Genomic DNA, 13,361 nt, shown 5'->3' with positions numbered 1-13,361 from the left:
AAGTAATTTGATTAATCATTCAATTTAAGTACGGCCATAAATGCGCTTTGAGGAACTTCTACACGTCCGACTTGGCGCATTCTCTTTTTCCCCTTTTTCTGTTTTTCTAGAAGTTTACGTTTTCGTGAGATGTCTCCTCCGTAGCATTTAGCTGTGACGTCTTTTCGTAAAGCTTTGATGGTTTCTCGTGCAATTATTTTTGCCCCAACTGCTGCCTGAATAGGTATGTCAAACATCTGTCTTGGTATCAATTCTTTCAGCTTCACACACATTTTTTTGCCAATATCATAGGCATTATCTCTATGCACTAAAGCTGACAGCGCATCCACTGGTTCAGCGTTGATTAAGACATCCAAACGCACCAAGTGAGATTCTCGCATACCAATCGGTGAATAGTCAAAAGAGGCATAACCTTTGGAAATCGTCTTCAAACGATCGTAAAAATCAAAAACTACTTCTGCCAAAGGCATATCAAAGATTAATTCCACGCGGTCGGTCGTCAAGTAAGTTTGATTCACAATTTCACCTCGTTTCTCGATACACAGCGTCATTACTGCTCCCACAAAGTCTGCTTTGGTAATGATGCTGGCTTTGATGTAAGGTTCTTCCACACGGTCTAAACCTGATGGGTCAGGCAAATCTGATGGGTTGTTAACCAATATCGGAACATTTGGTTCTTTAGTCGTGTAGGCGTGATAAGAGACGTTAGGCACTGTAGTTATCACCGTCATATCAAATTCACGTTCCAGTCTTTCTTGAATAATTTCTAGATGAAGCATCCCCAAGAAACCACAGCGGAAACCAAAGCCCAAAGCCGCAGAGCTTTCTTTCTGAAAAGTCAAAGAAGCATCGTTGAGTTGTAATTTTTCTAAACTATAGGTTAATTCCTCATAATCTTCAGTATCTACAGGGTAAATTCCCGCAAATACCATTGGTTTCACTTCCTCAAATCCACCAATTGGTTTATCGGCTGGGTTTTCTATTGAAGTTATCGTATCACCCACCTTCACGTCCACCGCAGTTTTAATCCCAGAAATGATGTAGCCCACATCTCCTGTTTTGATGACTTCTTTGGGAACTTGCGTTAGCTTCAATGTTCCTATTTCATCGGCCTCATACTTCTTCCCCGTTTGCATAAATTTCACTGCTTGCCCCGAATGGATTTGACCATTTACAACTTTAAAGAAAGCTTCTACACCACGAAACGGATTGTAAACGGAGTCAAAAATCAAGGCTTGCAAGGGCGCATCAGGATCGCCTTCAGGAGCTGGGATTTTTTCGATGATTGCAGACAAAATATCCTCTACGCCAAGTCCTGTTTTACCACTTGCTCGGATGATGTCTTCTTTCTCGCAACCTAACAAATCGATGATATCATCTGAAACCTCCTCGGGATTTGCGCTGGGTAAGTCAATTTTATTTAAAATCGGAATAATTTCTAAATCATGCTCCAAAGCCAGGTAAAGATTTGAAATCGTCTGTGCTTGAATGCTTTGTGCGGCATCGACTATCAACAGAGCACCTTCACAAGCTGCAATCGAACGTGAAACTTCGTAAGAAAAATCCACGTGCCCAGGCGTATCAATTAAATTTAGTGTATAGGTTTCGCCTTTGTATTCATAATTCATTTGAATTGCATGCGATTTGATGGTAATTCCGCGTTCGCGTTCTAAATCCATATCGTCGAGCAATTGCTCTTTCATTTCACGATCGGTAACCGATTGGGTATGAGACAAAAGCCTATCTGCCAAGGTGCTTTTGCCGTGGTCTATATGGGCGATGATACAAAAGTTGCGAATGTTCTTCATAATTATTCCTAGAGGGCAAAAATAGGAAATATTCGTAATATTATTTTTTTTAAGGCTTAAAAAATTTTTGAGAAAAAACTTAAGTATCTTTGTCTTATGATTATTATAACTGCAGGTTTATTTCACAAAAAATTTGCTGCCATGGCGATTTTTCCTTTTATTTTTATAGGGAAAAAGACTTACAAGTTCAACCAAAGCCTTATAAACCATGAGAAAATCCATTTGCGCCAGCAGGTAGAAATGGGCGTTTTGCCTTTTTACCTTTGGTACGGCATAGAGTTCATAATTCACTGGGTAAGAATAGGTGATGCGGATGCTGCTTATCATCAAATTTCGTTTGAAAAGGAGGCTTACGGTAATGAATTAGATTTGAATTACCTGAGAGGGAGAAGTTTTTGGTGCTTTTTAAAGTATCTTTAAAACATTAATCGGTACAAATCACCCACCGTTCCCAATAACTCTACTCGTATCTGAAAATCTCCTGGATTAATTTTGTTATATTTGGAAATAAAAATAACATCATAGCCTAGTTTTTCTGCTTCTAAAACCCTTTGCTCCACCCGATTGACTGGGCGAATTTCTCCGCTCAATCCCACCTCTGCTGCAAAACAGCAATTATCTGGCAATGCTTGATTTTCATACGAAGACAAAATGGCACAAATTACAGCTAAATCTATAGCAGGGTCATCCACGCGTATTCCTCCTGTAATATTCAAGAAGACATCTTTGGCACCCAATTGAAATCCAGCTCTTTTTTCTAAAACAGCCAAAAGCATATTGAGACGTTTAATATCAAATCCCGTGGTAGAACGCTGTGGCGTACCATAAACCGCCGTACTGACCAAGGCTTGAATTTCTATCAGCATAGGGCGGATGCCCTCCATCGTAGCAGCTATGGCATTGCCGCTCAGTGTGTGATCTTTGGCACTAATGAGCACTTCTGAGGGGTTGCTAACTTCCCTCAAACCATTGCCTTGCATTTCGAAAATCCCTAATTCCGCTGTAGAACCAAAGCGGTTCTTCTGTGCTCGCAAAAGGCGATATAAATGATTTCTTTCGCCTTCAAACTGCAAAACGACATCCACCATATGTTCCAAAACTTTAGGTCCAGCAATTGACCCCTCTTTAGTAATGTGACCGACTAAAACTACTGGCACGTTGGTTTCTTTCGCAAAATGAATTAGTTCTGATGTGCTTTCCCGAATCTGCGAAACGCTTCCTGGAGATGATTCTACCAGTTGACTTTGAAGAGTTTGTACTGAATCAATGATAAGTAAATGTGGCTGAATCTCTTTTGCTTTTTTGAATATTTTATGCGTCTGAGTTTCCGTCAAGACAAAGCAAGAATCGGTTTCAATGCCCAAGCGTTCCGCCCGTAATTTAATTTGCGAAGCACTTTCTTCTCCTGATACGTACAAAACCTTTAAATCATTGAATTGCAACGCCACTTGTAGCAGCAGTGTGGATTTTCCGATGCCAGGCTCTCCGCCTAATAAAATGACAGAACCCAACACCAATCCTCCGCCCAATACTCGGTTTAATTCTTGATTTTGAGTAATAATTCTAGTCTCTTGCCCAGCAGGAATATCTTGAATATTGAATAAAACTGGATTTTTATCATTTTGACTTCGCCAAGGTTTATCGGGTTCGTTTTTAGAAACAACTTCTTCTGCTATAGTATTCCATTCGCCACAATTGCTGCATTTGCCCATCCACTTCGGGAATTGAGCCCCGCAATTTTGACAATAGTATTGTGTTTTAGATTTTGCCATTTCACGAAAGTAGAGAGATTTTTTTTAAGGCTTAATTTTTTTTATTTTTTTTAAGGCTTAAAAAAATTTACTGAAAAGCCTGATGAATTAATTTAAAATCTAATAAAACCATGGCGCTCAACGCTTCTACAATCGGTACCGCTCGAGGAACCACACACGGGTCATGCCGCCCTTTGCCTTGCATTTCTACTTTTTCTCCTTTCTGATTTATCGTCAGTTGAGTCTGCATCAAAGTAGCAACAGGCTTAAAGGCGACTCGAAAGTAAATATCCATTCCATTAGAAATTCCACCTTGCACACCACCTGAAAGGTTCGTTTGAGTTGTTCCGTCAGGGTTAAATAAATCATTGTGCTCACTTCCACGCATTTTGCTCCCGCAGAATCCGCTACCGTATTCAAATCCTTTCACCGCATTGATGCTAAGCATCGCCTGCCCCAAGCGTGCGTGGAGTTTATCAAAAACTGGCTCACCCCAGCCCACAGGAGCATTTTTTATCACACAAGTTACCGTTCCGCCAACGGTATCACCTTCTTTTCTCACTTGCTTAATGTAGTCGATCATTTGCTGTGCGGTATTTTCATCAGGGCAACGTACTATATTTTCTTCCGTTTTCATCAAATCCAGTGCCTGATAAGGCTTCTCCAAAAAAATTTCGCCTACGGAAGAAACATAGGCTTGAATAGAAATCTGTGGCAACATTTGCTTTGCTACTGCTCCACCCACGACCCAATTGGCGGTTTCTCGAGCAGAGGAACGTCCGCCTCCACGGTAGTCTCTGATGCCATACTTTTTGTAATACGTGAAGTCGGCGTGGGAGGGGCGAAAGGCATCTACATTATGACTATAGTCTTGACTTTTTTGATTTTGATTTCTGATAATAAATCCGATGGGAGTTCCCGTTGTTTTCCCTTCAAAAATTCCACTGAGAAACTCTACTTCATCAGCTTCTTTACGTTGTGTTACAATCGAAGATTGCCCAGGTTTTCGCCGCGACAATTCATACTGAATTTTTTCTAAATCTAGCAATTGATTTGCTGGGCAACCAGTAATGATGCCACCTAACGCAGCTCCGTGACTTTCGCCAAAAGTAGTGAGCTGATACAATTTCCCGAAAGGATGAAACATGGTTTAAATAATTTCTTATTCGCAAAAATAGTTAGAACATCACAACTTTTATTAACTTTAGAAAAATTTTAAACCTAATGAAAACATTTATCGTTTTTCTATTTGCTGCGCTTTCATCTTTTTCTTTTGCTCAAGAGGTTGAAGATTTTGCTTATGTACGTGTGCCTGTAAAGTTTTCGGCTCTTGAGGCTAATCAATATCAAGCAAATCATTACGTTCAGTATTTGCTGAGGCAAAAAAACTTCAAAATTATTTCTGAGAATAAACAAATTGAAGAGCTGCTCAACGCTCCCTGCGAAATAATTTTTGTAGACCTCAAAGATGAAAGTTCTTGGTTTAAAACCAAAATCAAAATTGAATTTAGAGATTGTAGAGACCAACTCGTCAGCTCTTTTGATGGGAAAACCAATATCAAAGATCTAAGAAAAGGTTACCTAGATGCAATAAAAAATGCCTTGGGAGAGGTGGGCAATTACAACGGGAAAGCTTACTCTGCCATCCAAAAAAAAGATTCAAACTTGGCTCAAAAAGTCATCAAAGCTGAAAAGTTGATTCCTGCGCAGAAAATTCAGCCAAATAGTAAAGAAAAAAGAGTAAATTCTTCTGCAAAACAAGAAGCGACAGCGGGTGATATCACCGTTTATTCCGACGGATTTAGAGATTATCGATTGGAAGAAAGAGATGAAATTTTTCTACTGAAAGATATGGTAAATCAAAGTCTTTTTGCTAGGCTGTTCCCTACTCAAAATTCAGAAATATACCAAGTGAAGTTTTATGATGGCTCAAGTGCCGTAGCTTATTTTTTTGACGGCAAAATCATGTTTGAAAAGTTCAATAACGCAGGTGAAAAGCAAGTTTTAGAATTGAATAAAAAATAAATTTTTTTAAGCCTTAGAAAATTTTCAAAAAAGTACTTTTCTTAGAAAATATTATTTTCTTTAAACTTTAAAAAAGGTTTCGTTGACTTTTATCACCATTCAAAATTTAGAATTTAAAATTCAAAACAACCCTTCTTGTTTCGTGTTTAACGCTTTTTGGAGTCTAAAATTTATTAAGCCTTAGAAAATTCCGTGCAAAATTGTATAACTTTGTGATATGGATGCTTACCTAAATCCAAATGAAGATTGCTGCGCTTTCATCTTTTTCTTTTGCTCAAGAGGTTGAAGATTTTGCTTATGTACGTGTGCCTGTAAAGTTTTCGGCTCTTGAGGCTAATCAATATCAAGCAAATCATTACGTTCAGTATTTGCTGAGGCAAAAAAACTTCAAAATTATTTCTGAGAATAAACAAATTGAAGAGCTGCTCAACGCTCCCTGCGAAATAATTTTTGTAGACCTCAAAGATGAAAGTTCTTGGTTTAAAACCAAAATCAAAATTGAATTTAGAGATTGTAGAGACCAACTCGTCAGCTCTTTTGATGGGAAAACCAATATCAAAGATCTAAGAAAAGGTTACCTAGATGCAATAAAAAATGCCTTGGGAGAGGTGGGCAATTACAACGGGAAAGCTTACTCTGCCATCCAAAAAAAAGATTCAAACTTGGCTCAAAAAGTCATCAAAGCTGAAAAGTTGATTCCTGCGCAGAAAATTCAGCCAAATAGTAAAGAAAAAAGAGTAAATTCTTCTGCAAAACAAGAAGCGACAGCGGGTGATATCACCGTTTATTCCGACGGATTTAGAGATTATCGATTGGAAGAAAGAGATGAAATTTTTCTACTGAAAGATATGGTAAATCAAAGTCTTTTTGCTCGGCTGTTCCCTACTCAAAATTCAGAAATATACCAAGTGAAGTTTTATGATGGCTCAAGTGCCGTAGCTTATTTTTTTGACGGCAAAATCATGTTTGAAAAGTTCAATAACGCAGGTGAAAAGCAAGTTTTAGAATTGAATAAAAAATAAATTTTTTTAAGCCTTAGAAAATTTTCAAAAAAGTACTTTTCTTAGAAAATATTATTTTCTTTAAACTTTAAAAAAGGTTTCGTTGACTTTTATCACCATTCAAAATTTAGAATTTAAAATTCAAAACAACCCTTCTTGTTTCGTGTTTAACGCTTTTTGGAGTCTAAAATTTATTAAGCCTTAGAAAATTCCGTGCAAAATTGTATAACTTTGTGATATGGATGCTTACCTAAATCCAAATGAAGATTTCTTCCCAGAAGAAGAATTGAATCAAGAAGAGAAATTCAGGCCCCAAAGTTTTGGTGATTTTGCTGGGCAAGCTCATATTTTAGATAATTTGGAGGTTTTTGTAAAGGCCGCAAAAATGCGTGGAGAATCGCTAGACCACGTGCTTTTGCATGGGCCGCCAGGCTTGGGTAAAACGACTTTGGCGCATATCATTGCCAATGAGCTGGGCGTGGGCATCAAAGTAACATCTGGCCCAGTGTTAGATAAGCCAGGAGATTTGGCGGGTTTGCTAACTAATTTAGAGCCCAACGATGTTCTTTTTATCGATGAAATCCATCGGATGTCTTCCATTATCGAAGAATATTTGTACTCTGCAATGGAAGATTATAAAATTGATATTCTTATAGAATCGGGTCCCAATGCACGTTCGGTAGAAATCAACCTCAATCCGTTTACACTCATTGGTGCAACGACTCGCTCTGGCTTGTTGACGGCCCCTTTGCGTGCTAGATTTGGCATCAATTGCCGTTTTGAATATTATAATGTGGAACTTCTCAGCACTATTTTAGAGCGTAGTGCCCGAATTTTAGCGACACCTTTGCATGAAGATGCCTCCATCGAAATTGCAGGCAGAAGCCGCGGAACGCCGAGAATTGCAAATGCTTTGCTCCGCAGAACGAGAGATTTTGCTCAAATTAAAGGAAATGGGCAGATTGATAAAAAAATGGCTGAATACAGCCTACAAGCTTTGAAAGTGGATAAAAATGGCTTGGATGAGATGGACAATAAAATTCTAACGACGATGATAGAGAAATTCAAGGGCGGCCCAGTGGGGTTAACTACCATTGCAACTGCTGTGGCAGAAAATCCAGGAACAATAGAAGAGGTCTATGAGCCATTTCTGATTCAGGAAGGCTACTTGATGCGCACACCGCGTGGCAGAGAAGTTACTGACAAAGCTTATCAACATTTGGGGTTGGCAAAAAGTGCAAATCAACAAAATCTTCTTTTTGAATGAACATTCAACAACGGACGACTTTCGTTAAAAAAAGAGCTAAAGAACTGGGATTCCTGAATTGTGGCATTTCAAAAGCAGAATTCTTGGAAGAAGAGGCACCGCGCTTTGAGGCTTGGCTAAAAAAAGGATTCCACGGTGAGCTGGGCTATATGGAAAATCATTTTGATAAAAGATTAGACCCGACTAAATTGGTGCCAGGAGCGAAATCAGTCATTTCTTTTTCATTCAATTATTATACTGAAAATCAACAACCTGAGGATTCATATAAAATCTCTAAATATGCCTATGGGAAAGATTATCATTTTGTGGTAAAAGATAAACTTTTCCAGCTTTTTAATGAATTACAAGATGAAATCGGTGAAATTAATGGTCGGGTTTTTGTAGATTCAGCGCCCGTTCTAGACCGCGCTTGGGCAAAACGTAGCGGGCTGGGCTGGGTGGGAAAAAATAGTAACATTTTAGCCAAAGGAACAGGTAGTTTCTTTTTCTTAGCAGAAATCATTTCTGATGTTGAATTTGAGTACGACTCTCCTTTCAAGACTGACCACTGCGGTAGCTGTACCGCCTGTATCGACGCCTGCCCAACGCAAGCTATCGAAGCTCCCAGAACGGTAAACGCTTCCAAATGCATCTCCTACGCCACGATTGAACTAAAGAATGAGATTCCAGCACATTTCCAAGACCGAATGGAGGATTGGATGTTTGGTTGCGACATTTGCCAAGATGTTTGCCCATGGAATCGATTTTCTAAACCTCACCAAGAGAGAGAGTTTGAACCTCATCCCGCAATACAATCTTTTAAAAAGAAAGAATGGGAAGAATTAAGCCAAGAAATGTTTAATGAAATTTTCAGAAAATCCGCGGTGAAACGCACCAAATATACTGGGCTGATGCGAAATATGAAATTTATTAAGCCTTAAAAAAAATTACATTTCTTCTTGAAAGTTTACAACAACTTATTTTCTTCCAAAAAATCTAAAATCTTCTGCGTCGCTCCCAAATTTTGATTAAAAACTTTTTTGCTTCGCCTTTTGAAATCATCGGGATTTTGAGCTTGAATGAATTGAAATATTCCCTCAAACTCCTGCTCATTTTCTATCGGGAAAACCACTTGATTTTTAATCAAAAGTTGAACTTCATTAAATTTCTCATGGCGGGGCCCAATCATCGTCGGAAGCCCAAAAACAGCTGGCTCTAGCGTATTGTGCACTCCCGATTTATTAAAGCCCCCTCCCACATACGCCGTGTCTGCATAGGCATAGATTTGGCTTAAAAAGCCGAGGGCATCTACCACCAAAATTTCAGTTTCGGGATTGATGTTTTTTGAATAAAAACTGACTTTTTCACCAAAAATTTCTTTGAAATGGGAAATGTTTTGTTGGTTGATTTCATGGGGAACGATGACCGCTTTCCAATCGGTGGGGAGCTTTCTGCGGAGGAAATTCAAAAAAACCTCTTCGTCGCTGTGCCACGTGCTGCCCAAAACCAAAATTTTTTTTAAGCCTTTAAATTTTTCTAACCATTGAATTTCAATCTTTTGACTTGCGATTTGCTGTACTCTGTCAAAACGCGTATCACCTACAACGCTAAAATTAGAAATGCCGTAGGATTCTAAAATTTGTGCTGATTTCTCGTGCTGAACGAAAAAGTGTGTGATGTAATTTTTTAAAGCCTTAAAAAAATAATTGGCGAAAATTTGATTTTTATACTGATTTTCACGAAAAATTGCACTGATGACAACAACTGGTATTTTCTTGATTTTCAGTGCTTTTAATAAGTTTAACCAATAATCATACTTGACTAAAATTAAAATTTTGGGATTAAAGTTTTCTAATAAATCTGCGACGTTAGCACGTGTATCGAGAGGTAAGTAGAAGACAAGATCTGCCTTAGGATAATTTTTCCGAAGCTCAAATCCACTGGGCGAAAAAAATGAAAGTGCTATTTTGCACTTTGGGTATTTTTTTTTGATGACTTCCAAGACTGGTCGCCCTTGCTCAAACTCACCTACCGAGCTGCAATGCATCCAAATGAATTCTTCTTTTTCTAAAGCCTTTATAATTTTTTTTTGTTCTCTTCTCCCTTGCCATCCTTTTTTTGCCTTTTCAGAAAAAAAAGAACTTAGCCAGTAACCGAAACAGAAAAGCTGTATAAAAATTTGATAAAGAAAATTCATGCTTCAAAAGTAGATAAATTAAAACAAATCTCATTTCTATACTTGTAGATTAATATTTAACTTTACGACCAAGATGAAATTTTAGTATGGAAAAAATACAAATGGTGGATTTGGTCAGTCAGTACCAAAAAATTAAATCTGAAATTGATAAAAAAGTGATTGAAGTGATGGAGTCTTCAGCTTACATCAATGGGCCTGAGGTGAAGGCTTTTGAAAAAGAATTGGCTGATTATCTAGAGGTAAAACACGTTATTGCTTGTGCCAACGGGACGGATGCTCTACAAGTGGCTCTGATGTCCCTAGGGCTGGAACCTGGAGATGAGGTCATTACCTCCAATTTCACTTTTGCAGCTACGGCTGAGGTGATTGATTTACTGAAGTTGAAATCAGTCTTAGTGGATGTGTGTCCCGAGACATTTAATATTAACCCTAAAGAGTTAGAAAAAGCTATTTCACCGAAAACAAAGGCTATCATCCCTGTTCATTTATTTGGTCAATGTGCCAATATGGAAGCTATTTTAGAGATTGCAAAAAAACATGATTTAGCTGTGATAGAAGATACCGCCCAAGCCATGGGTTCTGATTTCACGTTTAGCAACGGCGAAACTAAAAAAGCAGGAACGATGGGCCATTTGGGTTGTACTTCTTTCTTCCCTTCCAAAAATTTGGGCTGCTTTGGTGATGGAGGTGCTATTTTTACTAATAATGATGATTTGGCTTACCGTATTCGCGGGATTGCCAATCATGGAATGTATGAACGCTATTATCACGATGAAATTGGAGTAAATTCTCGTTTAGATAGTATGCAGGCAGCTATTCTACGCGTGAAGTTACCTCACTTAGAGCAATACAATAAGGCGAGAAGATGGGCCGCCAACGAATATGATAAAAGATTTGAGGGGAATCCCAATATTTCGATTCCCAAAAGAAGTGAAAATTCTACGCATGTTTTCCATCAATATACTTTAAAAATCAAAAATGCTGATAGAAACCTGCTACAAAAATACTTGACTGAAAAGGAAATTCCAGCAATGATTTACTATCCTGTGCCTTTGCATCAGCAGAAAGCTTATAATCGTGGAGCTTATGCTGATGAGCAGTTTCCTATAACAATGGATTTGGTAGAGCAAGTAATCTCGCTACCAATGCACAGCGAGTTGAGTATTAGCCAAATCGAAAAAATAAGTACAAACGTTTTAAACTTTTTCAATGAATAAAAAAATATTAGTTACAGGCGGGCTAGGCTACATCGGTTCTCACACGGTGGTGGAACTACAAAATAATGGTTTTGAGGTTGTAGTCATTGATGATTTATCTAATTCTGAGGAATTTGTCCATGAAAAAATTGAACAAATCACCAATAAAAAATTAGAATATCACCTCATCGATTTAAAAGATCAAGAAGCTGTAGATGAGTTTTTTAGTCATCAAGATATCGCTGGAGTCATTCATTTTGCTGCACACAAAGCCGTGGGCGAAAGTGTAGAAAAACCACTGATGTATTACAGAAATAACATCGTAGGTTTGCTAAATCTGCTAGAAGCAGCACGCGATCAAAATATTGAAAACTTCATATTCAGCTCTTCTTGCACAGTTTACGGGCAAGCAGATGAACTACCCATTGATGAGAATGCTCCGCTAAAAAAAGCAGAAAGCCCATACGGTAAAACAAAGCAAATGGGTGAGGAAATTTTAGAAGACTTTAGTGAGACTTATAAAAAAAATGTTATAGCTCTCAGATACTTCAACCCCATCGGAGCGCACCCCACAGCATTGATTGGTGAACTACCCAAAGGAATTCCCAATAACTTGATACCTTTTGTAACGCAGACTGCCGCTGGCATACGAGAGCAGCTCTCCGTTTTCGGAGACGATTACCCCACTCGCGACGGAACAGCTATTCGTGACTATATTTATGTGATGGATTTAGCAAAAGCTCACGTGATGGCTCTTCAACGCCTTTTGGATGGGAAAAATAAGAAAAACTATGAAATCTTCAACTTAGGAACTGGCACAGGTTCCACGGTTTTAGAAGTCATTCAAGCTTTTGAAAAAGCCAATAAAGTCAAACTAAAATATAAAATTACTGAGCGCCGTGCAGGAGATATCACCGCTGCCTATGCTGATAAGACTAAAGCTGAAAAAGAATTAGGCTGGAAGCCAGAAACAAATCTAGAAGAGTCTTTGCGGACCGCTTGGGAATGGCAAAAAACTTTGAAGTAAATTCTTAATTTTTTCTAAGGCTTAGAAAATTTTTCAACAAAATACTGCTCGTATCTCAAAACAATTGAGATGTTTGCAGTATTATTTTTCTAAGGCTTAAAAAATTTTAACATAGATTTTTTTTCAGAAACATCCAAAATCACATCGTTTCCTAAAATCAATGCACGATTGTCGCCGATATGTCCGCTCGGGAACTGAAATGCCACAGGAATATTCAAATCTTTTACAAAACTGTGAATGATTTGGTTTGAAGCCTCATCAAACGCTTGCTCATAGTTTTGGTTTTCATCTTTGATGTCCATTTTGGTAAAACTTCCCACAACCAAACCTCGGATGCGTGAAAGCAAACCGCTCCTTTTTATCGCCATCAACATTCTATCCAAGTGATACCAGTTTTCTTGCCAATCTTCTATGAATAGGATTAAATCTTCACCTTGAATAAAGGAATCACTGCCTAACAAACTGTATATGATAGAAAGATTTCCACCAACTAATTTCCCCCGTGCTTTTCCTTTGATGTTCAGCCAATAAGAGGCGATTTTATGATTTAAAGTTTCGCCCCTGAGAACATTTAGCAAACTTGTATAAGTTTCACCTGAATAAGTGGCATTCAATTGCTTTGCCGTAACCGCATGTAGCGTTGGAATGCCTAAGTTATTCAAATGATTGTGAAAAACCGTAATGTCTGAATAACCTATCAGCCATTTAGGATTTTTTTGAAGGCTTGAAAAATCTAAATCATCTATGATTTGCACCGAACCGTAGCCACCACGAGCAAACCAAATGGCGTCTATATTTTCATCATCTAGATAAGTTTGAAGCTGATTTTTACGATGTTCGGCATTCCCAGCGTAGTGGTAACCAAAATCATGTGCCTTAAAAATTTCTTTTGAATACACAGCGTTCCAGCCGTTTTGTTCAACCCAATGGATGGCAAAATCTAAATCTTGCAAAAAAATTCTCCCCGCAGGAGCGGCTATAGCAATGCTGGAATTAGATTTTAATTTTCTCATTTGGTGTGTATGACTTTTCTTTCTTTTTAATTAAGCACTAAAATCTTTTTTATAACCCCAAAATTCATTAGGCTCAAAAAATTCTTTAAATTTACAT

General features: G+C 38.1%; 12 protein-coding genes. 7 read left to right on the top strand and 5 right to left on the bottom strand.

The window, feature by feature from the left end:
• Positions 1-11 precede the first annotated feature (11 nt).
• Positions 12-1,808 carry a translation elongation factor 4 gene (gene lepA, locus D5J18_RS00940; protein WP_119057147.1) on the bottom strand — a complete coding sequence of 599 codons (1,797 nt, stop codon included), beginning with the start codon at positions 1,806-1,808 and terminating at the stop codon, positions 12-14.
• Between the two features lie 141 nt (positions 1,809-1,949).
• On the opposite strand from lepA, the gene D5J18_RS00935 reads away from it, so the two are divergent.
• Positions 1,950-2,228: a hypothetical protein gene (locus D5J18_RS00935; RefSeq protein WP_260377351.1), complete on the top strand. Its 279-nt coding sequence runs from the start codon at positions 1,950-1,952 to the stop codon at positions 2,226-2,228.
• Here D5J18_RS00935 and radA read toward each other — a convergent pair.
• Positions 2,225-3,580 (bottom strand): DNA repair protein RadA, encoded by a 1,356-nt coding sequence (gene radA, locus D5J18_RS00930; protein ID WP_119057145.1) that lies wholly within the window; start codon positions 3,578-3,580, stop codon positions 2,225-2,227. The genes D5J18_RS00935 and radA overlap by 4 nt on opposite strands.
• A gap of 67 nt (positions 3,581-3,647) precedes the next feature.
• A complete protein-coding gene (aroC, locus tag D5J18_RS00925) occupies positions 3,648-4,706 on the bottom strand; it encodes a chorismate synthase (protein WP_119057144.1) in 1,059 nt (352 codons plus the stop codon).
• Positions 4,707-4,783: 77 nt separating this feature from the next.
• Between aroC and D5J18_RS00920 the strand changes: the two genes are divergently transcribed.
• The 4 genes from D5J18_RS00920 (at position 4,784) to queG (ending at position 8,772) form a co-directional block, all read left to right on the top strand.
• Positions 4,784-5,584: a hypothetical protein gene (locus tag D5J18_RS00920; RefSeq protein WP_119057143.1), complete on the top strand. Its 801-nt coding sequence runs from the start codon at positions 4,784-4,786 to the stop codon at positions 5,582-5,584.
• Positions 5,585-5,823: 239 nt separating this feature from the next.
• Positions 5,824-6,606, top strand: coding sequence for a hypothetical protein (locus D5J18_RS00915; RefSeq protein WP_119057142.1), 783 nt, complete (start codon positions 5,824-5,826; stop codon positions 6,604-6,606).
• A 217-nt stretch (positions 6,607-6,823) separates the two neighbouring features.
• On the top strand, positions 6,824-7,852 hold the full coding sequence (gene ruvB, locus D5J18_RS00910; RefSeq protein WP_119057141.1) for a Holliday junction branch migration DNA helicase RuvB: 1,029 nt from the start codon (positions 6,824-6,826) through the stop codon (positions 7,850-7,852).
• Positions 7,849-8,772 carry a tRNA epoxyqueuosine(34) reductase QueG gene (gene queG / locus D5J18_RS00905; RefSeq protein ID WP_119057140.1) on the top strand — a complete coding sequence of 308 codons (924 nt, stop codon included), beginning with the start codon at positions 7,849-7,851 and terminating at the stop codon, positions 8,770-8,772. Before ruvB ends, queG begins: the two co-directional genes overlap by 4 nt.
• A gap of 26 nt (positions 8,773-8,798) precedes the next feature.
• Here the strand turns inward: queG and D5J18_RS00900 are convergent, their stop codons facing one another.
• A complete protein-coding gene (locus tag D5J18_RS00900) occupies positions 8,799-10,028 on the bottom strand; it encodes a 3-deoxy-D-manno-octulosonic acid transferase (RefSeq protein ID WP_119057139.1) in 1,230 nt (409 codons plus the stop codon).
• 86 nt (positions 10,029-10,114) lie between these two features.
• On the opposite strand from D5J18_RS00900, the gene D5J18_RS00895 reads away from it, so the two are divergent.
• Positions 10,115-11,245 (top strand): DegT/DnrJ/EryC1/StrS family aminotransferase, encoded by a 1,131-nt coding sequence (locus D5J18_RS00895; protein ID WP_119057138.1) that lies wholly within the window; start codon positions 10,115-10,117, stop codon positions 11,243-11,245.
• Positions 11,238-12,251: a UDP-glucose 4-epimerase GalE gene (gene galE / locus D5J18_RS00890; RefSeq protein ID WP_119057137.1), complete on the top strand. Its 1,014-nt coding sequence runs from the start codon at positions 11,238-11,240 to the stop codon at positions 12,249-12,251. Before D5J18_RS00895 ends, galE begins: the two co-directional genes overlap by 8 nt.
• Before the next feature lie 89 nt (positions 12,252-12,340).
• Here the strand turns inward: galE and D5J18_RS00885 are convergent, their stop codons facing one another.
• Positions 12,341-13,264 carry a S66 peptidase family protein gene (locus D5J18_RS00885; RefSeq protein ID WP_119057136.1) on the bottom strand — a complete coding sequence of 308 codons (924 nt, stop codon included), beginning with the start codon at positions 13,262-13,264 and terminating at the stop codon, positions 12,341-12,343.
• Positions 13,265-13,361: the final 97 nt, after the last annotated feature.

Source organism: Candidatus Ornithobacterium hominis (genome assembly GCF_900538215.1).
GTDB classification, from domain to species: Bacteria; Bacteroidota; Bacteroidia; order Flavobacteriales; family Weeksellaceae; genus Ornithobacterium; species Ornithobacterium hominis.
The sequence above is the reverse complement of the archived record's forward strand: the minus strand, read 5'-3'. Positions and strand labels throughout refer to the sequence as shown.